At 69.3% G+C, this 22,928-nt stretch carries 18 protein-coding genes and 1 pseudogene; 7 read left to right on the top strand and 12 right to left on the bottom strand.

Annotated elements, in window-relative coordinates:
* Nucleotides 1-18 precede the first annotated feature (18 nt).
* Complete coding sequence (locus ACFQ4H_RS19630; RefSeq protein WP_377572450.1) at nt 19-2,925, bottom strand: glycoside hydrolase family 48 protein; 2,907 nt, start codon at nt 2,923-2,925, stop codon at nt 19-21.
* A 906-nt stretch (nt 2,926-3,831) separates the two neighbouring features.
* On the opposite strand from ACFQ4H_RS19630, the gene ACFQ4H_RS19625 reads away from it, so the two are divergent.
* Nucleotides 3,832-5,367 (top strand): GH1 family beta-glucosidase, encoded by a 1,536-nt coding sequence (locus tag ACFQ4H_RS19625; protein WP_377572449.1) that lies wholly within the window; start codon nt 3,832-3,834, stop codon nt 5,365-5,367.
* A gap of 95 nt (nt 5,368-5,462) precedes the next feature.
* Here ACFQ4H_RS19625 and ACFQ4H_RS19620 read toward each other — a convergent pair whose 3' ends face one another.
* The 3 genes from ACFQ4H_RS19620 to ACFQ4H_RS19610 all read right to left on the bottom strand — a co-directional run bounded on the left by ACFQ4H_RS19620 (nt 5,463) and on the right by ACFQ4H_RS19610 (nt 10,086).
* On the bottom strand, nt 5,463-5,885 hold the full coding sequence (locus ACFQ4H_RS19620) for a roadblock/LC7 domain-containing protein (protein WP_377572448.1): 423 nt from the start codon (nt 5,883-5,885) through the stop codon (nt 5,463-5,465).
* Between the two features lie 2 nt (nt 5,886-5,887).
* Complete coding sequence (locus ACFQ4H_RS19615; protein WP_377572447.1) at nt 5,888-8,488, bottom strand: nitrate- and nitrite sensing domain-containing protein; 2,601 nt, start codon at nt 8,486-8,488, stop codon at nt 5,888-5,890.
* Between the two features lie 185 nt (nt 8,489-8,673).
* Nucleotides 8,674-10,086, bottom strand: coding sequence for an FGGY family carbohydrate kinase (locus ACFQ4H_RS19610; RefSeq protein ID WP_377572446.1), 1,413 nt, complete (start codon nt 10,084-10,086; stop codon nt 8,674-8,676).
* A gap of 330 nt (nt 10,087-10,416) precedes the next feature.
* Between ACFQ4H_RS19610 and ACFQ4H_RS19605 the strand changes: the two genes are divergently transcribed.
* On the top strand, nt 10,417-12,321 hold the full coding sequence (locus tag ACFQ4H_RS19605) for a chorismate-binding protein (protein ID WP_377572445.1): 1,905 nt from the start codon (nt 10,417-10,419) through the stop codon (nt 12,319-12,321).
* 99 nt (nt 12,322-12,420) lie between these two features.
* On the opposite strand, the gene wrbA is transcribed toward ACFQ4H_RS19605, so the two are convergent.
* Nucleotides 12,421-13,041 (bottom strand): NAD(P)H:quinone oxidoreductase, encoded by a 621-nt coding sequence (gene wrbA / locus ACFQ4H_RS19600; RefSeq protein ID WP_377572444.1) that lies wholly within the window; start codon nt 13,039-13,041, stop codon nt 12,421-12,423.
* A 413-nt stretch (nt 13,042-13,454) separates the two neighbouring features.
* Between wrbA and ACFQ4H_RS19595 the strand changes: the two genes are divergently transcribed.
* Complete coding sequence (locus ACFQ4H_RS19595; protein WP_377572443.1) at nt 13,455-13,886, top strand: RusA family crossover junction endodeoxyribonuclease; 432 nt, start codon at nt 13,455-13,457, stop codon at nt 13,884-13,886.
* 110 nt (nt 13,887-13,996) lie between these two features.
* The gene (locus ACFQ4H_RS19590; RefSeq protein WP_377572495.1) at nt 13,997-14,278 is read left to right on the top strand and encodes a hypothetical protein; all 282 of its coding nucleotides are present in this window, start codon (nt 13,997-13,999) and stop codon (nt 14,276-14,278) included.
* Between the two features lie 39 nt (nt 14,279-14,317).
* On the opposite strand, the gene ACFQ4H_RS19585 is transcribed toward ACFQ4H_RS19590, so the two are convergent.
* The 4 genes and pseudogenes from ACFQ4H_RS19585 to ACFQ4H_RS19570 all read right to left on the bottom strand — a co-directional run bounded on the left by ACFQ4H_RS19585 (nt 14,318) and on the right by ACFQ4H_RS19570 (nt 16,018).
* Complete coding sequence (locus tag ACFQ4H_RS19585) at nt 14,318-14,539, bottom strand: hypothetical protein (protein ID WP_377572442.1); 222 nt, start codon at nt 14,537-14,539, stop codon at nt 14,318-14,320.
* Entirely contained in the window at nt 14,536-14,997 is a 462-nt protein-coding gene (locus ACFQ4H_RS19580; protein ID WP_377572441.1) for a SitI3 family protein, read from the bottom strand. The genes ACFQ4H_RS19585 and ACFQ4H_RS19580 overlap by 4 nt, the downstream gene beginning before the upstream one ends.
* A gap of 35 nt (nt 14,998-15,032) precedes the next feature.
* Nucleotides 15,033-15,317: pseudogene (locus ACFQ4H_RS19575) on the bottom strand (CdiA C-terminal domain-containing protein); the annotation flags it as partial.
* Between the two features lie 173 nt (nt 15,318-15,490).
* The gene (locus tag ACFQ4H_RS19570; protein WP_377572494.1) at nt 15,491-16,018 is read right to left on the bottom strand and encodes a DUF6244 family protein; all 528 of its coding nucleotides are present in this window, start codon (nt 16,016-16,018) and stop codon (nt 15,491-15,493) included.
* Between the two features lie 157 nt (nt 16,019-16,175).
* On the opposite strand from ACFQ4H_RS19570, the gene ACFQ4H_RS19565 reads away from it, so the two are divergent.
* The 3 genes from ACFQ4H_RS19565 to ACFQ4H_RS19555 all read left to right on the top strand — a co-directional run bounded on the left by ACFQ4H_RS19565 (nt 16,176) and on the right by ACFQ4H_RS19555 (nt 20,105).
* On the top strand, nt 16,176-16,892 hold the full coding sequence (locus tag ACFQ4H_RS19565) for a nucleotidyltransferase domain-containing protein (RefSeq protein WP_377572440.1): 717 nt from the start codon (nt 16,176-16,178) through the stop codon (nt 16,890-16,892).
* A gap of 420 nt (nt 16,893-17,312) precedes the next feature.
* Nucleotides 17,313-19,169, top strand: a complete 1,857-nt coding sequence (locus tag ACFQ4H_RS19560) for a serine/threonine-protein kinase (protein ID WP_449289027.1) — start codon at nt 17,313-17,315, stop codon at nt 19,167-19,169.
* Between the two features lie 126 nt (nt 19,170-19,295).
* A complete protein-coding gene (locus ACFQ4H_RS19555; RefSeq protein WP_377572438.1) occupies nt 19,296-20,105 on the top strand; it encodes a metal-dependent hydrolase in 810 nt (269 codons plus the stop codon).
* 51 nt (nt 20,106-20,156) lie between these two features.
* Here the strand turns inward: ACFQ4H_RS19555 and ACFQ4H_RS19550 are convergent, their stop codons facing one another.
* From ACFQ4H_RS19550 to ACFQ4H_RS19540, 3 genes are all read right to left on the bottom strand, one after another.
* A complete protein-coding gene (locus ACFQ4H_RS19550) occupies nt 20,157-20,684 on the bottom strand; it encodes a ribosomal protein L7/L12 (protein WP_377572437.1) in 528 nt (175 codons plus the stop codon).
* Nucleotides 20,685-20,706: 22 nt separating this feature from the next.
* Nucleotides 20,707-21,300 (bottom strand): nucleotidyltransferase family protein, encoded by a 594-nt coding sequence (locus ACFQ4H_RS19545; protein WP_377572493.1) that lies wholly within the window; start codon nt 21,298-21,300, stop codon nt 20,707-20,709.
* 271 nt (nt 21,301-21,571) lie between these two features.
* Nucleotides 21,572-22,928 (bottom strand): bifunctional 3'-5' exonuclease/DNA polymerase (locus tag ACFQ4H_RS19540; RefSeq protein WP_377572436.1); only part of this gene is annotated, 1,357 nt, incomplete at its 5' end.

Below are 22,928 nucleotides of genomic sequence, written 5' to 3'. Positions count from 1 at the left end.
GAGGCCCCTCCTGACGGGTCAGCCGTTCGGGAACAGGTGCCCGAAGTCGGCGAACGCCATCGCGATGTCCGACTGCGCCCAGAACCGGTGGTACCGGAACTGCGGTACGGGACCGCCGTCCAGGTACGCCTGGACCTTCGGCCAGTCCGGGTCGTTGCGGTAGAAGGAACGGATGTCCACGAAGCTCTTACCCGCGGTGATGGTGTCGCCGTTGGGCATCCGCCCGGTCCAGCCCGGCGGCAGGTAGAGGCCCTGCCCGGTGGTGGCGTTGTAGACGTCGTCGAACCGGTTGTAGTCTGCCCGGGTCTCGACGGTGGAGATGCCCTTCGCCTCGGCGTTCGCGTACATCGCGTCGAGCAGGCCCTTGGCCGTGGTCTTCGCCCCCGCGTGGCCCGACTTGGCCGCGTACCACATGAGGGTACGGGCGTACGCCGCGCCGACACCGACGTCCCGGCCCTTGTTGATGACCTCGACGTGCAGGTTGTCGTTCGGTAGCGGGTTGACCGGGTCCCAGACCTCCGGCTGCCCGGTCCACCGCATGTCCGACGGGATCTCGAAGTTGCCACCGGTGCCGATCGTGGTGTTGGCGATCGCCCACGGCACCCACTTGTCGAGGATGGTCTTGGCCTTGGCGTTGCCGGTCACGTAGTACAGTTCCGCGACCCGTTGCAGCGACCAGACCTGCATACCGAACCACTGGTTGCTGCCCGGATCCTCGTACACCGGGTGGTCGTCGTAGAACATGCCGTAGAAGGTCGACTTACCCGCCGGTGGCTGGCCGTACGCGCCATCCCAGCTGTTGGTCGCCCCACCGGCGATCGCCCCCTCGGCCGACTGGAGCCACTGGTACAGCTCGAGCTGCCGGTTGAAGCTGTTGGTCCAGTCCGTCACCGCGGTCGGTGACTGGGGCCGCAGCTCCGCGACATTGGTCAACGCCCAGGCGGTGAACGGGTTCTGGTATCCGAAGTGGTTGTGGCTGGAGCCGATCCGCCAGGACCAGCCGGCCGACGTGTCGGTCGCGCCGCCCCACGCGTAGTACCACGACATCAGGTAGTGCGCCGAGTCCTTGCCGGTGCCGGCCGGGCAGGTGGTCGCCCCGACACAGTTGCCGATCTTCTTGAAGTACTTGTCGAACATCGCGTACCGCAGGTAGTCGCCCATCTTGGCCGCCTTGGCCACGGTGGCCGCTACCTCACCCGCCTTGCCCTGCGCCTTCGCCCAGGTCAGCGCCCAGTAGGCGGCCTGGATGGCGCGGGCGTCGGCGTCCGGCGCGTTGGTGTACTTCCACTGCTTCGCCGGGGCGTTGTTCTCCTTCACGGAGATGTCCAGGAAGCCGTACTGGCCGCCGTGCCGGAAGGTGTCGCAGGACGGTTGCGGCACGGTCTCCCACACCGACTCCTGCGGGCCACGCTGGAAGGTGTTGATGTACGCCGGGCGGGTGGTGCCGTCGCCGCACCGACCGAAGCCGTACGTGTTGTCCACGTCCAGCAGCCAGTGCATGCCGTAGATGTCGCCGGTGCCGTACGTGGTCTGCAACTCGTTACGTAGCGGGTCCTGGCCGACAGCCACGTTCGGCTGCAACTGGGACGGGTACTGGCTGGGCAGGTTGTACTCGGCGGCGTACTGGGCGGTGCCGTTGACACCGGCGGTCGGCTGGTCGGCGTGCGACGGGATGATGTAGTTCTCCATCACCGTCCAGGCGTTGTTGAACGGCGCCCAGTTCTGGGTCACCCGGCCGTACTGCGCCTCGAGCCAGATCCAGAAGCTGAACGCCTCGGAGGTGGTCTCGTGGCCGTGGTCGGGCGCCTCGACGATCAGCGTCTCGATGGAGTGGTACGGCACGCCCTCGGGGCTGAAGTAACCCGAGTTCTTGATCTTCCCGTACTGCTCCAGGAACCGGGCGGTGTAGATGTTGTCGCCACCCGGTACGTCGTTGTCGATCTCGGTGACGACGATCGACAGTGGGGCGTATCCGGTGGCGGAGGCGGTGACGGTGGCGGTTCCGCCGACGGTGTCGGCGTCCTCGGCGGCCGAGACGGTGACGTCGACACCGGCACTCCAGTTACCCGTGCCGAGCGTGACCTGCGTCGGGGAGACACTGACGTCGGTGTCGCCGCTGCGGGTGAGGGTCACCGGCACGTTGCCGGTCGGGGCGGCACTGAGCCTGAGCTTCACCGTCGACGTGCCCCCCTCGGCCACGCTGACCGAGGACGGGGTGGCCACCAGGACCGGCCCGGAGGCGGGTGTCACGGTGAACGACTTCTCGTCGATGGCGCTGAGGTTGGCGTTGTCGTACGCCTTGGCCTGCACCGTGTAGCTACCGGCGGGCTGGTCCTCCAGCAGATAGCTGTACGGCGCGGTGGTGTCGGTGTTGACCAGCAGGCCGTTGCGGTAGAACTCCACCTTGGCGATGGTCCCGTCCGGGTCGCTGGCGGTGGCGGTCAGCGGTACGTCGGCTGGGGCCTCGAACGGGCCGGCGGGCACGCTCAGACTCACCGTCGGTGGTTGTTGGCCGCCGCCGCCGCAGGTCACGCCGTTGACCGAGAACGAGGTGGGTTTGGCGTTGGGGCCGCTGTAGGAGGCGTTGAAGCCGATGTTGGCCGTCGCCCCGGTGCCCAGGTTCCCGTTGTACGACATGTTCGTGGCGGTCACCTGGTTGCCCGACTGGGTCCAGTTGGCCGACCAGCCCTGGGTGATCTGCTGGTTCCCGGCGAATCCGAAGCGCAACGTCCAGCCGTTGATCGGATCACCGAGGTTCCTGATGGTCAGGTTGGCGGTGAATCCGGTGCCCCAGTCGTTGGTCGCGTAGACCACCTCGCAGGAGGTGGCGGCGTACGCGGCTGCTCCGGGCAGGCTCAGCCCACCCGCCACCAGTACGCCGGCGGCCAGCATCGCCACCCGACGTCTTCTTGCCTTGAGTCTCATTTGGTCGATGTCTCCTCGCCGGACCGGGCCGGGGCCGTACGACGCCCAGCCGAGCGCCGGTCGCCGGTGTGGCAGGCGTCGACAGGGTTGGCTCTCTGACTGCCGCCTGGTCGACGCCACCTGGGCGAAGGCGCGGTGAAAGGGTGGTGGCCCCGTCCCGGATCGGGGTCGACGAACGACCGGAGCACGCCGCATGGCGCTCCGGTCGGTGCGGGAACGTCGTATCCGAGATCCGGATGCCCCTCGACGGTCCGCCGGTCGCGCGGTGTGACTCCCGTCCACGACCCGTCGACAGTGTGCCATGGGAGCGCTCCCGCAGCAACCTCGACGCGATCCGAGATGCGATACCGGCCGATTAAATGTTTCGGCGACGTTCCAGACCTTTCACAAAAGCGTGACACCGACTACAGTCCAGACACCGCCGTCGATGGGAGCGCTTCCATCGACAGTGGCCTTCCCATGAAGGCGACAGCGGCCTTCCGACGAAGGTCTGGTGCCGCGCTCCAACCAGGACGCTGCACCATCGATCAGCCGTACGGTGGGCGGCGGGACCAGCCCGGACCCCGCCACCCACCGACCCACCGTCCGTGAAAGGAGGTGGCACCAGAGCCACTCGCGTGGCCCGGCTCCCGCAGACACGCACGACTGGACACCTGAATCCGCTCCGGCGTGCGCGTCATCCACGGTGGGGACGGGGTTGCCCTCCCCGTCCCCACGCTAAAACCCTTAGCCAACCAAGGGAATCGGCGTTCGCTACAGGCTACCGCTACCCTAGACGTGGGAGCGCTCCCGGCCCGCCCGGTTCCGCACCGCGGAGGCCTCGTCCTCCGGCGGGACGGACGCGCCCGGGTCGGTCGGACAAGCCGCAGCCGTGGATGACCGTCCACTTACGAGGAGACAAGCCACATGTCCGTACTGACCCGGCGGCATCTGCTCCGCCGTGCCGCACTGTCCGCAACCGCTGCCGCAGAACCGCGGATGATCACGAAGGCCGCGATCAGCGGCGGGGCTGGCGCCCTCGCCAGCTGCGACTCCGGCACCGGTGGCGACGCCGGAACCGGCCACGACGCCGGGACTGGTGACGGCTCAGGGCCCGGTGGCGAACCGGAACCCGAGACACCGCTCGGACTGCGCTTCCCCGACGGCTTCGGCTGGGGTGCGGCCACCTCGGCGTACCAGATCGAGGGGGCGGCCAAGGACGACGGTCGCGGTGAATCCATCTGGGACACGTTCAGCCACACCCCCGGTCGGGTCCACGGCGGTGACACCGGCGACGTCGCCGCCGACCACTACCACCGCTACCTGGCGGACCTCGACCTGATGAAGGACCTGGGGCTGCGGACGTACCGCTTCTCCATCTCCTGGCCCCGGATCCAGGCCGACGGCACCGGCAAACCCAACCAGCGTGGCCTGGACTTCTACCGTCGCCTGGTGGCCGGGCTGCACGAACGCGGCATCGCCCCGATGGCCACCCTCTACCACTGGGACCTCCCCCAGGCCCTCCAGGACGTCGGCGGCTGGGAGTCACGCGAGGTGGCATACCGGTTCGCCGAGTACGCCGATGCGGTGTTCCAGGGACTCGGCACCGACGTCCCCACCTGGCTCACCGTCAACGAGCCCAAGACCGTGGTACAGAACGGCTACCTGCACGGACACCACGCACCCGGGAAGAAGGACCGGCCAGCGGCCTACCTGGTGGCACACCACCTCCAACTCGCCCACGGGCTCGGCGTGCAGGCGTTCCGGGCGGCCGGCATCCCCGGCCGGATCGGTGCCGCACTGAACCTGCACCCCTGTTACCCCGCTGACGACAGCGCCGAGGCCCGATCGGCCACCCGGCTGTACGACGGCTACGAGAACCGCCTCTACCTGGACTCGATCTTCAAGGGCCGCTACCCGGACGACGTACTCGACGATCTGGGTCCGCAGAGCCGGATGGTGCAGGGCATCCGGGACGGCGACCTGGCCGTCATCTCCACTCCCGTGGATCTGCTGGCCGTGCAGTACTACACGCCGTACTACGTCACCCGCGACGGCGACACCGAGAACCGGTGGCCCACTTCGCAGGCCAGCTGGCAACAGATCTTCCCGGACGGGATGTACGACATCCTCACCCGGGTCACCCGGGACTACGGCAGGGTGCCGCTGACGATCACCGAGAACGGGTTGCCCACCCCCGACGTGGTCGACGAGGACGGCACGGTCGACGACCCGAGCCGGATCAGCTTCCTACGCGACCACTTCGCGGCGGCCCATCGGGCCATCGCCGACGGGGTGCCGCTCGAGAGCTACCACGTCTGGTCGCTGATGGACAACTTCGAGTGGGACCAGGGGTACGCCGAACGGTGGGGACTGATCTACGTGGACTACGCCACCCAGCAGCGGATCCTGAAGCGCAGCGCGCACTGGTACCGCCGGGTCATCGCCAACGACACCGTCTGACCACTGGTTGACGCCAATCGCCTGACCTCGTGCCGATAGGTGTCCCGGCGCATCCGGCACCTATCGGCACGAGGTCGGGCCGTCCGGCGGCCCGGTCAGCGGGGCAACGCCTGCTGCAACTCGGCCCGCAGCGCCGGGGTCAGCATCTCGCCGGCCTGCTTGGCCAACCGGGCCATCTCGTAGCCGACCACGCCGATGTCCGCGTCGCTGCCGGCCAGGGTGGCGAGGATCGACCCGTCCCGGATCTGCATGACGAGGAAGTACCCCCGCCCCATCTCCACCACGGTCTGCTTGACCACGTCACCATCGAACATCTGGGCCGCACCCGCGGTGATGCTCATCAGGCCGGAGGTCACTGCGGACAGCTTGTCCGCGTGGTCCCGGGGCAGATGGTCGGAGATCGCGACCAGCAACCCGTCGGACGAGACCACGATGGCGTGGGACACACCGGGCACCCGCTCGGTGAACGCGTTGACCAACCAGCTCAGGTCCCGCGCCTCTTGGCTGAGCGTCTTCACTGTCACTCCTTCTCGATGCGTGCGCCGGGTGGCGGCACGACTATCTCGGTGGAATCTTCGGCTTCCGCTCGACGTAACCCACCGTAGAACCGGGACAGCATGCCGCCCACGGCCTCCGGGTCAGGATCCTCCCGCTGTACGGGCACGGGTGGGGTCGCCGACTGGGTCACCATCGGCAACTGGGCCATCGGTACGCGTACCGGCAGCCCCCTGGCGTTGACGCCACCGGCCCGCACCGGTGCCGACGCTACCGCCCGGTCCGGTCCGACCGGATTCGCCGCTGGGCCGTCCGAACGCTCCGCCGCCGCGCCACCAGCCGACGCCGCGCCACCAGCCGACGCCGCGCCACCAGCCGACGCCGCACCACCAGCCGACACCGCACCGGTGCGCTGCCCCGGGCCCGAGGCGGGACGGTTCCCCTGCCGCGACCACCAGGTGCTGCCGGTGGTGGCGGTACCGGAGGCCGGGGGAAGGATGTCCTCGGCCCGTACCGGCACGGTCCATCGCACCGACGCGGGTGCGGACGGTACGGCGGTAGTCGGGGCCCGCCCGGCCACCGGCAGTTCCGACGCAGGCGGACCACCGGAGGCCGGACGGCTGGCAGCGGCGCCTCGCACGGCCGCCCCGACCGCACCGGTCGACTGCTCCCCATCGGGTGTTCCGGCCAACGCGGCCAGCACCCGCCGGGGTGGCTGATGGTCCGGGTCCTGCTGGTCGGCCGGGGCCAGCATCGCGGCGGGCAGCCACACGGCTGCGGTCACGCCACGTCCGGCGGCCCGCAACTGCACCCGTACGTCCTGCCGGGCGGCCAGGTGGCTGACCACGAACAGACCCATCCGCTCGGAGGCCGCCACGCTCGCCGCAGGTGGGGACTCCAGCAGTTGGTTGGCCTCCGCCAGGGCGGCCGGGCTCATGCCCAGGCCCTCGTCGGTGATCTCGACGATCGCCCGGTCCCGCCCGTGCGCATGCCCGGAGATCCGTACGAGCGTGTCCGGTGGCGAGAATGCCGAGGCGTTCTCCAACAGTTCGGCCAACAGGTGGACGAGGTCGGCAGCCGCGTGGCCGACGACGTGGAGGTTTCCGCTGCTGGCATGCCGGACACGCTGATACTGCTCGATCTCGGCGGTGGCGGCCAGCATGACGGTGGAGAGCGGGACCGGCCGGCTCCGCCGCCGTACCGGATCGGAGCCGGCCAGCACCAGAAGGCTCTGGTCGTTGCGCCGCATCCGGGCCGCCAGATGATCGATCTTGAACAGGTTGTCCAGCTGGTCGGGATCCTCTTCTTCCCGTTCCAGGTCGTCGAGCAGCTCCAACTGACGCTCGACCAGCACCTGGCTACGCCGGGCAAGATTGACGAACATGGCGTTGACGTTTCGGCGCATCATGGCCATCTCGACGGCGACTGAAACCGCACTGCGGTGCACCGCGACGAACGCCTCGGCCACCTCACCGACCTCGTCCATGGACCGCAGGTCGGCCGGTGGCACCTCGATACTGGACACCCCGGAGTCCACCCGACGCAGTCGTTCCAGCGCATCGGGCAACTCGACCTGCGCAACCCGTAGGGCCTGGCTCCGCAGCATCTTCAACGACTGGGCAATGGATCGGCCGATCATGACCGAGGCCAGCACGGCGCAGAGCAGCACGGTCAGCACCGCGCCCGCAACCAGCAGGGTTTCCCGCAACTGGGCGACGCTGCGGGCGTCCGCCTGATCGATCGCGTCGGTCAGTACGTCAGCCTCGACCTCGCGGAGCAGGTCGGCCCGCTGCTCGCTGGCCAACCACCAGGTCGCCGGGTCCAACACCGCCGGCTCGGCGGCATCGGAGGGGATCGTGCTCTCCTCCATCCGCAGCGCCGACAGGAAGTCCGACCGGACCGAGATCTCCTCGTACCGGCGGATCTGCTCCCGGGTCGCCGCCATCCGGAACTCGGCCAACGCGGCAAGCTGCTGGGCCCGTAGGTCGGTGAGGTTGATCTGGTCCTCCGGGCCGTAGGCGCGGGCCCGACCGGCGCTGTAGAGCTGCGCCCGGATCCGGGAGCCGACCTCCTTGGACCGGGCGAACTGCACGTACCGCAGCACCGCCTCGGTGAGTTCCGGCTGTTCGAGGCCGGGCGACGGCTCAGCCAACAGGGACAGCAACGCGTCGATCGCCCGGTTGTAGTTACCGAGCACGGTCTCGGTGCTGAGCATGACGGCCGGCACCGCGGCACGGACATCGGACAGCAGGTTGAGCGCCTCGTCGGCCCGGGAGTAGGCCACCCGCCACGACACGTCGGCGTTCAACAGCGGTTCCGCGGCGGTACGGAACTGGGTGATCGCCTGGTCGGTCACCGCGTACAGCGGGTTGAGCGCGGCGACCGCGGCTCCGGAGTCGGCCCGACCCGGCAGGGCGAACCGTAGTCCAGCGAGCTCCCCGGCGGTCCGGGCCCGTTCCTGTTGCAGTTCGTGCACCAGCGTCGTGATCGGACGGCCGATCTCGACCTGCTCGGCGAACTCGCTCAACCGGTTGCTCTGCCCGGCCAACGTGCTGGTCTGTATCCCGGCGAGCACCAGGAACGCCACGGAGGGAATGATCAGGACAGCGGCGAGCTTGGTCCGCATCCGCCAGTCGCGAAGGCGAAGCGGTGAGCGTCGCCGATGGGTCACGACCCGGACATCGAGACGACGTCGGCGCTGGTCCGACGTCTCATCGTGGGGTTGGTCCGGGCCAGCACTCACCATGCCTCCAAGGCGTCTGCCCAAATCAGAAACGGCATCGCCGCCGATGGCCCGGCCTTCGGTTCGACTCAGGCAGGATACTGTGGAGGCGGCTCTTCTGTCGTTGCCTCCAACTCTTGATCGTCCGTCCGGCCGATGGGGTCCGGGCCGGCCGTGGCATCGATTCGACCGATCGCCACCAGCGCCGCACCGGTCGCGCCGATTTCCGGGTTGGGCACATGCTGGACCTCGCGGGGGGCCAGCGCCACGGCGAAGGTACGCCGCCACCACGAGGACGCCGCGATGGCTCCGCCTCCGAGGACGACCTCGACCGGATGCTCCACAGTAGATTCGATGTGGGCCAGATCCGCAGCGACCTGATAGGACAGCGCGCTCATCAGGCCGGCCAACAGGTCCACCGCAGTGGTGCCGAAACTGACGCCGGTGAACTGGCCGCAGCCGGCCGGGGCCAGTCCGGGCGGCCGGTCGCCACCGAGCCGGACGTCGGCCGGTGTGCCGCTGCCGGGCACCCGGGCGGCCAGCGCCGCATCCAGCGCCGGCCCCTGCGGCAGGCGCAGTTCCCGGTTCGCCCAGGCGAACAGGTTGCCCCCGGCCGAATAGGCGGTCCCGGTGACGACGTAGTCCCGGTCCACCCGGTAGCGCCACAACCGGTCCGGTAGCGGCGGCAGGGGTTCACCGGCCGGTATCCGCTGGGCCAGCCGTACCGCTGCCGACGTCCCCACCGTGACCGCCGCCCGGCTGGGGTCGACGCAGCCGGCTCCGACGTTGGAGGCGGCACCATCACCGATCGGGGGCGCCCAGGTGGCGGCCCGTAGTGCGGGCCAGCGCCGGGCAAGATCGGGTCGCAGCCGGCCGGTCCAGCCCTGCGGGGCCAGCGGCAACAGCTCGCCCGGGCGTACGCCGGCCAGCTCGCACGCCTCGGCGTCCCACTCGAGGGTACGGATGTCGAGCAGCCCGGTGCCGGACGCCTGGGACACCGACATCGGTGCCTCGTCGAGCAACCGGCTGAAGACGTACTCCACCAGCCCGGCGAACCGCGCCGAGACGCCTCCGGAGCGGGCCCGCAACCAGGGCAACCGGACACTCCAGTAGAACCGGTGCCACCAGGTGCCGGTGCGCTGGTGGAAGGTGACCGGATCGGCGGGGCCGGTGGCTCCCGGCAACGGCTCGGGGCGGGTGTCCAGCCACGTCAGCACCGGGCCGAGTGGCGCACCACCGGCACCCAACGGCACCACGGAGTGCCACTGCGCGGCGGTGGCGACCAGTCCGACGTCGTCCAGGTGACCGGCCGCGGCCAACTCGTCGAGGCACTCGATCAGCGCGGTGAGATAGCCGGGCCCGTCCAGGGTCGCGGCTCCCTCGGCCGTGGCCAGCACGGTCACCCGACGGCGGGCCAGGGCACCGGGCCGGGGCACCGCGTCGGCGTCGAGGACCAGTCCACGCACCGAGGAGGTCCCGAGGTCGAGGGCGAGAATGTTCATCCCGGCACACCGTACCGTAGAAACACCGGTCCACGACCAGGTCAGCACGGGCATCGGGTCGATCGTCCGGCCTCGTCCCGCCGGGGGGTCGCGGAACGGCGTCCAACAGGTGGACGATCGGCGCCCCGGGCTACCTACGGTGGCCCAGCCGCCGTAGGGTGGAGGGGTGCTCGCGCGATTGAATTCCTGGTGGTCCGCCCCTGCGGCGGCCAACCATCGCGCGTAACTCTCCCACGCGGCCGCCCAGTGAGGCGGCCGTCAGCGTTTCCCCACGGATTCCGGCCCCTCTCCGACCCGGACGGCCCCCGGACCGAGCGAGGAAACGAGATCATGACGCTGCTGCACCGCCTGATCACCATGCTGGGTGAAGGCACCGACCCCGGCCCGTTCGCCCTGCTCCGTCGCGAGGGTGCGGCCCACCTCGAGGTCTTCACCGGTACGACCCACACCGTCGACCGGTTGGCCGACGTTCCCGTGCCCGACGCCCCGGGCCGCCCGGGAACCCTGGCCCTGGTGCCATTCCGACAGGTCGCCGAACGGGGGTTCGCCCACATCGACGACGGCACCCCGCTGGAGTGCCTGACCATCGACAACCACGAGCTGATCCGGCTGGACGACGCCCTCGCCGTCCTGCCCGACCTGCCGGTACGCACCGAGGGCGGGGACTTCGACATCTCCGACCAGGAGTACGCCGAGATCGTCGGACGGGTGCTCCGGGACGAGATCGGGCACGGGGCGGGGGCCAACTTCGTCATCCATCGCACCTTCCGGGCACAGCTGGTCGGGCCGGTGCTGGCCACGGTGCTGTCCGCCCTACGCCGGCTGATCACCGGCGAGCGGGGCGCCTACTGGACGTTCCTGGTGCACACCGGCAACCGCACGCTGATCGGGGCCACGCCGGAGCGGCACGTCAGCGTCGAGGACGGCCTGGTGATGATGAACCCGATCAGCGGCACGTTCCGGCATCCCGACGGGCCTGCCGACCGGGAGGCGTTGCTGCGCTTCCTGGCCGACCCGAAGGAGATCGACGAGCTGTACATGGTGCTCGACGAGGAACTGAAGATGATGGCGACGGTGGCGGAGCGGGGTGGGCAGGTGATCGGCCCGTACCTCAAGGAGATGTCCCATCTGACGCACACCGAGTACCTGCTGGCCGGGCGGGGCTCGCTGGACGTACGCGAGGTCCTGCGCGAGACCATGTTCGCCCCCACCGTCACCGGCAGCCCGATGGAGAACGCCTGCCGGGTGATCGCCCGCCACGAACGGACCGGCCGGCGCTACTACTCAGGGGTGCTGGCCCTGCTCGGCCGGGACGGGGAGGGCCGGCAGACCCTCGACGCGCCCATCCTGATCCGTACCGCGGAGATCTCGCCCGCCGGGGAACTGCGGGTATCGGTCGGCGCGACCCTGGTACGGCACTCCACCGCCGCAGGTGAGGTGGCCGAGACCCACGCCAAGGCGGCCGGGGTGCTGGCCGCGCTCGGGGTCCGGACGACCGGGGCACCGGTACGTTCGGGCGCGCCGGCCACCCGCCTCGCCGACGATCCGGCGGTCCGGTCCGCACTGGCCAGCCGGAACGACCGGCTGGCCCGGTTCTGGTTGGAGCAGCGTACGGATGGGGACACGACCGTACCGGCGCTGGCCGGCCGACGGGTGCTGATCATCGATGGCGAGGACACCTTCACCGGGATGCTGACGCATCAACTCCGCGCGCTCGGCCTGGACACCGAGCTCCGGCTCTGGCACGAGGTCGGCGACGCCGCCGGCTTCGACCTGACCGTGGTCGGACCGGGGCCGGGTGACCCGACCCTTCCGGACGACCCGAAGATGGCCGCGCTACGTGGTCTGCTCAGCGAGCTGCTGGCCGACGGCCGGCCCACCCTCGCCATCTGTCTGGGACATCAACTGTTGTCCGGGCTGCTCGGACTGCGTCTGCACCGGCGGGACCGGCCCTACCAGGGGGTGCAGCACGACATCGACCTGTTCGGGGTGGTCCGCCGGGTCGGTTTCTACTCCACGTTCACCGCCCTGGGCGACACCGACGAGATCGTCACGGCCCACGGCCCGGTACGGCTGGCCCGGGACACTGTCGACGGAACCGTGCACGCCCTGCGCGGCCCGACCTTCGCGGGCGTGCAGTTCCACCCCGAATCGGTACTCAGTCAGGACGGCATGCTGGTCCTGGCCGATCTGCTGCCCCAGTTGCTGCCAGCCTCGACCACGTCGCCACGTTGACGTAGTCCGCACCGCCCCCGCCGCGACTGCGCCGGCGCTGGCGGGGACCGGCACCCACCCTCCCCGGGTCACCGGTCCCCGTCAGCGCGTACGGCTGGCTCAGCCGGCCGCCAGTCCCTGGCGCAGCGCGGTGCCGATCTGCACCGCCCGCCGGGCGGTCAGTGCCGTCGCCGACAACGCGATGTCGTCGGGGATCGTCTCGCCATTGTTGCTGGTGTGCGAAGCGCCGTACGGGTTGCCCGCGATGAACTGGCTCGGGTCCACGTAGCCGGGGGTGACCACGACGCCGCCCCAGTGGTAGAAGACGTTGAACATGGAGAGCAGGGTCGCCTCCTGACCGCCGTTGCGGGTGGCGGTCGAGCAGAAGCCGGAGTAGACCTTGTTGGCCAGCAGACCCTGGCTCCACAGCGGCCCGCTGGTGTCGATGAACTGCTTGAGCTGGGCGGACATCACGCCGTACCGGGTGGGCGTTCCGAAGATCACCACGTCGGCCCAGGTCAGGTCGTCCAGTTCCACCTCCATCACGTCCTGGGTCTCCAGGCGGTGGGCGTGCCAGCCGGAATTCGACCGGATCGCCTCCTCCGGTGCCAGCTCGCGCACCTTGCGCAGCCGCACCTCGGCACCGGCCTGTTCGGCACCATCGACCGCGGCGCGGGCCATCTGGTAGGTGATTCCGGTCGCGCTGTAGTAGATCACCGCTGCCTTGGTACGGCCGTCCATCAGCTGTCCCCTCATCCATCTCGTACGGGCCTTGTACCGCCGCAAACGATCACAATCACCGCCCCGGGTGGTACAAGCCTCCGCGACTACCCGTCGATCGGGGCGACAAACCTTCCCCGGTCTCGGAAATCTGCCCAACCGTGCCCGCCGGAGCAACATCTCCGCAGCTCAACCGCGGTACGGGCAGCCGGACGCGGGAGGCTTTCACGACCGCACGGCCAGCCGGAACTTGGCATGTACCGCAGGCCGGCGAGTCAGTTACGGTTGTCGAGGTCTTGAGTTCACAGCACGTCGCCACCGATGCCGACACGCTCCCGGACCGGTGTGTCGCTGATCGGCGTGGCTGATCGGCGAAACACGCCCCGTCCCGGCGATCCGTTCGGCAGGATCGTCATCAACGAGGAGGTGCCGCCGTGCCGGACACCCGCACGCTCGCCCTGTCGTTCGAGGTCACCGGACCACCCCCGGTCAAGACCGAGGCACTGTCGCTCTTCGCTGCTGGGCACCGTCAGGCCAACCGGGTCCGTACCCTGCTCGAGGCCGCGTGCCTGGCCGCTCAGCACAGTGGCTGGACCCCACTGACCGGGCCGGTCGAACTCGACGTCACCCTGCGCCGGCCACCCGGACAACGTACGGCCGACGCCTCCACCGTGCTCGGCGGCGTCTGCGCCGTGCTGCAGGAGAAGAGACGGGTGGCCAGTACGGGCATGACGCATCTCGGTGTCCTCGTCGACGTCGCTCTCTACATCGACGATCGGCAACTCCACCGCATCTCCTACCGGGAGGAGCCCGCCGAGGACACGTCCTATCTCGTACGAGTTTCCGCCATACCGACCACGGATTGATCCGGGTCCGAACCCCTCGTCTCCGGGCTCAACCCGCCGGGGCGACGAAGGACCACGGTTGCCAGGAAGGGAGAAACATGTCGGATTCGCCCATCTCGCTGGACCGGAACATGCCGGAAACCGCCCGGCAGGACGTACGTGATCAATCGGAGGATCAGCTCCGCCTCGCCCTACGGTCAGCGACCGATCTGGTCCGCGCGGACTACTCGGGCGAGCCGGTCGAGGACGTCTGCCGACGACTGCTGACCGAGACGCGACTCGCGCTCCCGTCCGAGCTCGCCCCGGACTTCACCCCCGACATGGATGAGTTCTGCCGGATCGCGGTGGCGATCGTTCGAGGAACCCCTGTGGCGTTGGCCCCGGTACCGATCGGTGAGAAGAGGACCGCCTGAGTACGGCTGAGGTGGGCCGAGCCGGGCGACGACTGACCGTCAAAGTTCGTCGAGTTCGTGGTACTTCTGTAGCTGGGCGTACATCTCCCGCGCACGTTCGGGCTCACCGAAGTCACCGAGTGCCCCGGCGAACTTGAAGCCGATGTTGTCGGCCTGCGGATCGACGAACCAGACGCTCCCGTCGGTGCCGTCCAGATCAGCTCCCTGGGCCCGTGCCCAGTCCAGGAATCGGTGGGCCTCAGCCAACAGTTGATCGCTCATACGGGCGAGACCGGCCCAAGGATCTTGTCGTATTCCTCGTCGTACCAGTCAGCCACGTTGTGCTTGCGGAGAATCCCGCCGACCCGCGACAGCAGCAGCCAGTTGCCGTTCAACACCAACGCCGCATCCTCCGCCGAACCGGCGAGAATCCTCGCAACTGCCATCAACATGTTGGGGGTGCCCATTTCCGCCAACGCGTCCTTTCGCATGTGGAAGTCGATGTCAACGTAGCGTTCAGGCTCCCATACCCACAAAGAGCCACCATCACCCTCAGCGTCGTAGTAACCATCACTTCCGGCGGTGATATCAACAACGTATCCACAGCTCTCGAACAGATCAGCGCTGAGCATCCGCCTACCGGTCAGCGTCCCCCTCTCGACAAAGTCCGAACCAGCCAGTTCTGCCACCTCTTCGAGGGGAGCGGACCCAGCAAGCGTCAGCCGATAGTCAATAGACACATCCACAACCTTTCTCAATCATGCTTCACAATCTGCACGCGTTGAGCTTGCCCCTCATCGACCTTTTTCGAGACCTCATCCCAAACACCTCTAACTTGTTTAGCAGGAGTGGGAGAATAGCAATCAAAGACATGCCCCTCTATAAGGTAATCCGGAGATCTTGTCGGTTCGCCAGTGTCTCCGGTGTCGAGACGCGCTTCGGCGATCTCCTGTCTTGTGGGATTCTGGTGGAGTCGGTATCCCCTGCCAGCTACCGTATCGGCGCACTCGTTCTCCAGTTCCAGTGCGCGCCGTTGTGGAGGTTTGTCCTTTAACGAGATCCTGGTTCGTGGTCCGGTCGGTGAGCCGCCGGGGACACCGGTCGGACGTCTGGTCCACGGCACCCCTGCATCACGGTCGGCGGGCGCAGCATCACCCGCAGCGGGATCCGTCGGGGTGGAACCGATGTCGGCGAGAGGGGTGGGGCTGGTTGATACCGGACCGCCAGCCCCGGCTAGTTTCCCGCCGACCCCAACCGCCTCGCCTCGGCGATCGCCGCTTCGACGCTCTCGCGGGCGACACCCGTACGCTGCGCCACCAGCACCACGACCTGTTTGACCCCCTCCAACGCCTGCACCATCGGGCCCGGCTGCCCACCCTGCAGGACCACCGTCACGAGCTGCTGTGCCTGACCGATCTGGGTGATGGTCCCGGCCGCCGCATCGCGGACACCGTCCACCGCCCCCTGCACCGGCAGCAACCCGGAGATCGTCTCCTGCGGGGACGCGCCCTGCGCCACGGCAGCGCTGGCCTTCGTCGCCTCACCGATCGAGCCGGCGAGACCACCCAGTCCGCTCTGGATGGTCGAGATGGCATCCCGTATCCGGACCATGCCTGCCGCTACCGCGGCGAAGCCCGCACCGGCAGCCCGTACGGCCACCTCCTGCGCCTGCCGGTCAGCCGCAGCCGCCCGCTCCTGCGCGGTCTCGACCCCGGCCATCAACGCACCCAGCTCACCCGCGAGTTTCTCCATGTGCGACACCTGGCCGAGCCCCTTCGTCGACGATCCTGATGGTTGATGCTCCACGAGCCTTCTCGATGGAACCACCAACCGAGCCTAGAGCCAGTGGCTGACGGTGTGTGGCATCGACGGTCGGCTGCCGTTGGTCCGGGTGCCCGGAGCCCACTAGGCTGCCATGATGGCGACGTCACCGCCGGTTGTCGAGGAGTTCGGTAGCCGACTGGCGGCGCTCGGCTGGGTCACCGACCTACTCGTGGCGGGATCGTTGGCAACGGGTGACTACGTCCCCGGCATCAGTGATCTCGACCTGGTCGCGATCGTCGACGACCCGGTCGATGCGGCTCGGCTGACCGTGCTCACGGACCTGCACCGTCACCTTGACGACGGAGTCGGCTCGGGCCTCGACCTCGGATGCGTCTACGTCGACAATTCCCAGATCCTCGACGGCCGCACGAAGCATCCGACATGGACCCACCGACAACTCACCCATCGTGTTCTTTCCGGGATCACCCGGGCCGAGCTGGTACGGCATGGATACGCCGTTTTCGGCCGCTCACCGCACGACATCCTTCCGGCGATGAGCGATGACGACGTACGTGAGGCGGCCCGGGCCGAACTCACCGGTTACTGGGCCTGGGCGGCCCGACGGCCGTGGCTGTGGCTGAACCCGGTCGTCGCGGACCTCAGCCTCACCTCGATGGCCCGTGGTCGCTACGCGTTGCGCAACGGCGCGCTGCTCGACAAGACCCGGGCCATCGAGCAGGCCGCCGCCCCGGCGTGGCTCGTCGACCAGCTACGCGCCAGACGTCGTGGGAAAGCCGTACGTTCGCCCCGGGTACGCACCGCCCTGATCGCGTGGCTCGACACCCGCCGGACCGTCACCCACGCACGGTGACGACGGCTGGCCACCGGTCCAAGATACCTGCGCGGCGTACGGGAGCGACGGACGAGTTCGACTACTCCGTACGACCGGGCAGGTCGCACTCCCACCAGGCGGTGGACAGTTTCGCGTACCAGTGGCGGGGTTGCCAGTTCCCGGAATGGTGAAGACCTCGGCCGGCGTCGAGGTCAGGCAGGCGACCGGGACGATGGGCGCGCACACACCGTGCTCGTGCGCGAACCCCACCATCAGCAAATCGTACGATGTCCGACCTGGTCGGATGCCGTACCGGGCCGGAACGCGAATCCGGGTTCGCTTCGGCGACCGCGATGGACCTTTCCCGCACCGATAACACCTTTCAATGCAGAAAGCGATAATCGGAGCGCTTCCTTACTGACCACCCCACTGACTATCGTGTATGCCGGATGGGGGATCGTGGCCGTGCACCAGGTGCTGATCGCCAGGCGTTACCGGCTGCTACACCAGGTCGGCAGCGGTGGCATGGGACGGGTCTGGCTGGCCCGCGACGAAATGCTGCACCGCGATGTCGCGGTCAAGGAGCTCCGACCACCGGACTGGCTGACCGAATCCGAACGTGACGAGCTGAATCTGGCGACCCTACGGGAGGCCCGTACGGCGGCCCGACTCAGCCATCCGAACGTCGTTCAGATCTACGACGTGGTGCATGCCGACGACAAGTCGTGGATCGTCATGGAGTACGTCCGATCCCGGTCACTGCACCAGGTTGTCACCTCCACCGGTCCACTGCCGCCACGGCGTACGGCTGAGATCGGGTTGGCCGTCCTCGCCGCGCTGCGCGCCGCGCACTCCGCCGGGGTGCTGCATCGCGACGTCAAGCCACACAACGTGCTGGTAGCCGACGACGGCCGGGTGGTGCTCACCGACTTCGGACTCGCCAAGTTCGACGGCGGTGACGGGGCCACCACCCGCCCCGGCCTGGTGCTCGGTTCCCCGCAGTACGTCGCGCCCGAACGAGCCGCTGACGGCTCGTCCAGCGTGCAGAGTGACCTCTGGTCGCTGGGGGCGACCCTGTACACCGCGGTCGAGGGACGCGCCCCCTATGCCCGTCCCACCGCTATGGCGACCCTGACCGCGCTGGCCACCGAGGGTCCGGATCCGATGCGACTGGCCGGGCCGCTGCGGCCGGTCCTGGCCGGTCTGCTGCACCGCGACCCTCGGCGACGCCTCGCCACCGGCCAGGTCGAACGTCTCCTGCGCGAAGTCGTCGGGCCGCCCCCGTCCGGCCCGGCCACCGGACCACCCTCAGTGACGGTTCCTGACGTGTCGACCAGTCCCGACAGCCACCGGTCACTCAGCATCAGCGTGTTCGACGAGCTACGCGTACTCTCGGCCAGCTTCGCCGATGGCGTACCGGATCTCGAAGAGCTGCCTGCCACCACGGACGAGGTACCCACCGGGACAGCGGGCTCGGTGACCGCGTCGCCGCCGACCGGCCCGTCACCGCAGGGCCGGTCCCGGGGTACGAGGTGGCTCGCCGGTGCCCTGATGCCGGTCGCCGGCCTGGCCCTCGGGCTCGGCGTGGCGGTCCACATCGGCGGGTGGCACGACCCGACGCCGCCCGTCGGCACGGAGCGGGACGGCACAGCCGACGGCGGCACCCCGGCCAACCTGGACCGCCCCGCTGGAACGGTCGGCGGCCGGGACAGCCCCGGCCCCGATCCGACTGCGTCCGGCCGACAGCCGACGACAAGTGCCCGTCGACCCGGGCCGTTCGCCTGTACGGCACCGACCGGCCCGGCTGCGGCCACCCCGGTCGCCTCCGTACCGCCTCCTCCCGGCGAGCGGTTCGCCCTGGTGTCCGGCTGGACCTGGTACACGGATCCGGCGGGCGGGTTCCGGATCGCGGTGCCGGCTGGCTGGTTGCGCTTCACCGATGGGACCACCACCTGTTTCCAGGAACCGGAGGGGGCCCGGGTGCTGAGTGTCGACGCATCCGTACCACCGGCCGACGACGCGAACGATGCCGTCCGTTACTGGCACGACGAAGAGCGACGGGTCAGAGCTGGCGGCGGCATGTCCGACTACCAGCAGATCGGTATCACGCCGATCGACTTCTACCGGGGCGGCGCGGAGTGGGAATGCCGGTGGACCGGTGCCCGGGGCGAGCCGGTGCACACCGTACGCCTGTTGTTCAGCACCTCCGCGACCCGTGCGTACGCCGTGTCCTGGCTGACCAGGGAGTTCGACTGGCAGGTCAATCGTGCGTACCTGCCGATGCTCAGGCAGAGTTTCCGGCCCACGACGTCGTGAGGAGGAGCGGTTTCCCAGCGTCACGACACCGACATCCACTGTGGACGCGTGGCTGATTGCCCGAAGCCGGCCACTCTGACAAAGTGGCGTAGCCTGCGGGAAAGATCTTGGGGAGGATGAACGACGATGATGGGGCCATCCCATGCGCTGTCCGGTGCCGCGGTGTGGCTTACCGGATCCCTGGCGCTGGACTACTTTGCCGGCTACGAGCAGTCGCCACTGATGATCGCTGTCGGCACCGCGGTCTGCGCGGGTGGGGCGCTCTTCCCCGATCTCGACCTGTCCGGCAAGGTGACACGCAACCAGGGCGGGGCGACGGTAGCCCGTACCTTCGGGGTGGTGTCGCTGTTCATCGCCGAGGTGATGGAGAAGATCTCGCTCGGGGTCTATCACGCCACGAAGTTGAGCAAGGATCCACACCGTAACAACGGACACCGTACGCTCACCCACACCATCCCGTTCACCGTGCTGGTCGGCTGGGGCACCACGGCCCTGTGCGCCGCGTACGGCAAGTGGGCGGTCATCGGCATCCTGTTCTTCATGATCGGCTTGGCCCTGCGTGGCCTGTTCGACGAGTGGGCCAAGCGGGCCGGCTGGGTGATCGTCACCCTCGTGTCCCTGGTGGCGGCCTACTTCACCTACCTGCACCTGCCTGACGACCGGGGTTACCCGATGCTCGGCCTCGCGGTCGGGGTGGGTTGCATCGTGCACATCCTCGGCGACATGGTGACCAGTGCCGGGGTGCCGATCCTCTGGCCGATCCCGATCGGCCGGCGGATGTGGCGCATGATCGGCATACCGAACAAGTACGCGGTCAAGGTCGGCGGCAAGGTCGAGGTGCTCGTGCTGCGCAGCGTCTTCACCGCCCTGTCGGTACTGTCGGCGGCCGGGTTGCTGGCCCCGTCCGTACTGCGCCGGTTCGACATCGAAATCTGAGCCCGCCGCTGCCTGTGCCAGCCGGGTCCGTCGGCCGGCACAGGCAGTCTGTTAGAGCCGCTCCACCGCTTCCTTGGCCTCTCGCAGGCCGAGTCCGGTGTGCTGCCGCACCAGCTTGATCGCTTCGATCTTCCGGCCCCGCTGCGCCAGTACCCGTGCCTGGTCCGCCACGTCGGGCGGCAGTAGGGGCAGGGCCGTCTTGCCGGGCCGGTCGGCGGACCGGGACGGCATCTTCGCGAGCCCGTACGACGCCTGCGGGCCGTGCCGTTCGATCTCCTCGACGGCGTCCTTCGCCTCCCGCAGTGACAGGTCGGTCCGCTCCCGGACCACCTTCACCGCCTGGATCTTCCTACCCGCCCGCAGCAGGGCCACGACCTCGTCGGCCAGCGTCCGCTGATCGGCAGGAACGCCCTGACCGGCCACGACTCCCGAAGCGGCCGGGTCCGCCGCCGGCCGGCCGGCGGACAGGTCCGGTGGTACGAGGTTGACGTCCCGACCGGGACGTCGGAACAGGGCCCCGATCAGCAGACCGACCACAACGGAGACGATGACGACGAGAATGAGCCCGGTGTCTGACACGACGCCACGTTAGCGCCCCGGGTCACACCCCGACCCGCTGCGGCGGGACGCTCAGCCCCCACAGCGCCATCAACTCGGGGGTGTCCACCCGGCATCCGTCGGCGACCGTGTCACAGGCGATGTCGACGATCTGCTTCTTGTGGGCCAACAGGTACGGCCGGGCCCCAACGTCTGCGTTGGCCAGGGTCGCGATGCCGGCCCAGTGCCGCCGGCCGAAGAGCATCGGATAGCCACGCAGCCCGTCGTAGGTCGCGCAGACCAGTACGTCCGGATAGGGCAACGCGGTCACCCGTCGGATCGCCGCCACACTCAGTCCCGGCATGTCCACCGGCACCACGACGACGGCCTCGATGCTCGGATCCCGGAGGGCGTCGAGGCCCTTGCGCATCGACGATCCGATGCCGGTCCCCCAGGACCGGTTGACGACGACGGTCGCGTCACTCAGATCGGCGGTCTGGCGCACCTGGTCGGCGGCAGCTCCGAGCACCACCACGAGTGGTGTGCAGCCAGCCTTGCGCATGGTGCCCAGCACCCGGTTCACCAGTGGCTTCTCGCCCTGGTGCAGCAACGCCTCGGGGCCGCCGATGCGACGTCCCCCACCCGCGGCGATGATCATTCCTGCAATGCGGCTCAGTTGTGTCACCCCCATCGTGGTGTCGGACCACCCCACCGGGCCGATGATCGGCCCGATGGTGAACAGGGTGCGTTCGGATCCGGCTGGTCCGGTCCGGTCCGGTCCCGGTCGCGGTCCGGTCCCGGTCGCGGTCGCGGTCCGGTCCCGGTCGCGGTCCGGGACGCGGAGGCGTCGCGCCGAACCCGTCGTACGCACACCGGACCCAACGATCGGCTCCGGCCTGGGGTGTCGGCAATTGCAGCGATTTAGTCCGTTATGTCGCATCGGCGTAGCAGTCGACCACCGAGACGTCGAGCGGAAACCGCACCTGGGTGGCACCGAACAGCAGCCGGCCCGCGCGCACGGCGGCCTCGGTGACCAGCCCGGCCACCTGCTCGGCCTGCTCCTCGGGACAGTGCACCACGACCTCGTCGTGCTGGAAGAACACCAGCTCCGCCGCGCTGTCGGCCAGCACCCCACGCAGGGTGGCCAGCAGCGCCAGCGCCCACTCGGCGGCAGTGGCCTGGATGACGAAGTTCCGGGTGAACCGACCCCGTGCCCGGGCCGCCGACCTGGCCCGCGCCCCGTACGGCCCGTTGGCCGCATCGACCTCGACGTCGGCCCCCTCCCCGGTCGGGTCACCGAATCCGACCGAGGCCGGCGGGCAGGTACGCCCCAGCCAGGAACGCACCAGCCCACCGCCCTCGCCGGTACGGGCAGCCGCCTCGACGTAGTCGAAGGCGACCGGGTAGCTGCGACGCAAGGCCGCGAGGGCCGGGATCGCGGCACCACCGGTCTGGCCGTACATCGCCCCGAGCAGGGCCAGCTTGGCGCGGGCCCGGTCACCGCCGAAGGCGTCCCTGGCCAGCGCCGCATAGAGATCACCGGTGCTGCCGGCGGCGGCCAGCCTGGCGTCACCGGAGACGGCCGCCAGCACCCGGGGCTCCAACTGGCCGGCATCGGCCACCACGAACCGCCAGCCCGGATCGGCCACCACCGCCCGCCGGATCACCTTCGGAATCTGCAACGCCCCGCCACCCCGGGTCGCCCAGCGGCCGGAGACCACCCCGCCGGGGACGTACTCCGGCCGGAACCGCCCGGCCCTGACCCAGGCATCCCGCCAGGCCCAACCATGCGCCGTCCAGATGCGGTAGAGCTCCTTGTACTCCAGCAGCAACGGCACCGCCGGATGATCCACCTCGCGCAGCACCCAGCTACGGGTGTTGGGCAGTTCGATCCCGGCGCGGGCGAAGGCGCGCAGCACCTCGGCCGGTGAGTCGGCGTGCAGTTGCCGCAGGCCGAACGCCTCGGCGATCCGTACGGCGAGGTCGGCCAGCCGGCGCGGCGGCCCACCCACCGGCGACGGCTCGCCCAACAGGTCGAGCAGGATCTCGTCGTGCACGTCGCCACGCCAGGGCAGTCCACTGGCGGCCATCTCGACGGCGACCAGTGCCCCGGCCGACTCGGCTGCGGTGAGCAGTCGGAACCGGCCGGCCTGCTCGATCGCCCCGATCCGGTCCTGCTGGTCGGCGTAGACGCGTACCAGCGCATCGAGCCCCACGGTCGGCGGACCGGGCAGCGCGTCGAACAACGCCGCCTGGCCGTCGCCGGGCGGGGCGACCGGCCGGGGC

The sequence above is a fragment of the Micromonospora sonneratiae genome (genome assembly GCF_042679305.1).
Lineage (GTDB): Bacteria > Actinomycetota > Actinomycetes > Mycobacteriales > Micromonosporaceae > Micromonospora_H > Micromonospora_H sonneratiae.
This window is presented reverse-complemented; position numbering and strand designations above follow the sequence as displayed.

Coding starts and splice junctions, on each gene's coding strand:
- ACFQ4H_RS19615 (WP_377572447.1), bottom strand. CDS start 8,488: ATGCGGACCAAGCTCGCCGCTGTCCTGATCATTCCCTCCGTGGCGTTC.
- ACFQ4H_RS19565 (WP_377572440.1), top strand. CDS start 16,176: ATGGCGACGTCACCGCCGGTTGTCGAGGAGTTCGGTAGCCGACTGGCG.
- ACFQ4H_RS19630 (WP_377572450.1), bottom strand. CDS start 2,925: ATGAGACTCAAGGCAAGAAGACGTCGGGTGGCGATGCTGGCCGCCGGC.
- ACFQ4H_RS19625 (WP_377572449.1), top strand. CDS start 3,832: ATGTCCGTACTGACCCGGCGGCATCTGCTCCGCCGTGCCGCACTGTCC.
- ACFQ4H_RS19610 (WP_377572446.1), bottom strand. CDS start 10,086: ATGAACATTCTCGCCCTCGACCTCGGGACCTCCTCGGTGCGTGGACTG.
- ACFQ4H_RS19555 (WP_377572438.1), top strand. CDS start 19,296: ATGATGGGGCCATCCCATGCGCTGTCCGGTGCCGCGGTGTGGCTTACC.
- ACFQ4H_RS19545 (WP_377572493.1), bottom strand. CDS start 21,300: ATGATCATCGCCGCGGGTGGGGGACGTCGCATCGGCGGCCCCGAGGCG.
- ACFQ4H_RS19590 (WP_377572495.1), top strand. CDS start 13,997: ATGCCGGAAACCGCCCGGCAGGACGTACGTGATCAATCGGAGGATCAG.
- wrbA (WP_377572444.1), bottom strand. CDS start 13,041: ATGGACGGCCGTACCAAGGCAGCGGTGATCTACTACAGCGCGACCGGA.
- ACFQ4H_RS19605 (WP_377572445.1), top strand. CDS start 10,417: ATGACGCTGCTGCACCGCCTGATCACCATGCTGGGTGAAGGCACCGAC.
- ACFQ4H_RS19585 (WP_377572442.1), bottom strand. CDS start 14,539: ATGAGCGATCAACTGTTGGCTGAGGCCCACCGATTCCTGGACTGGGCA.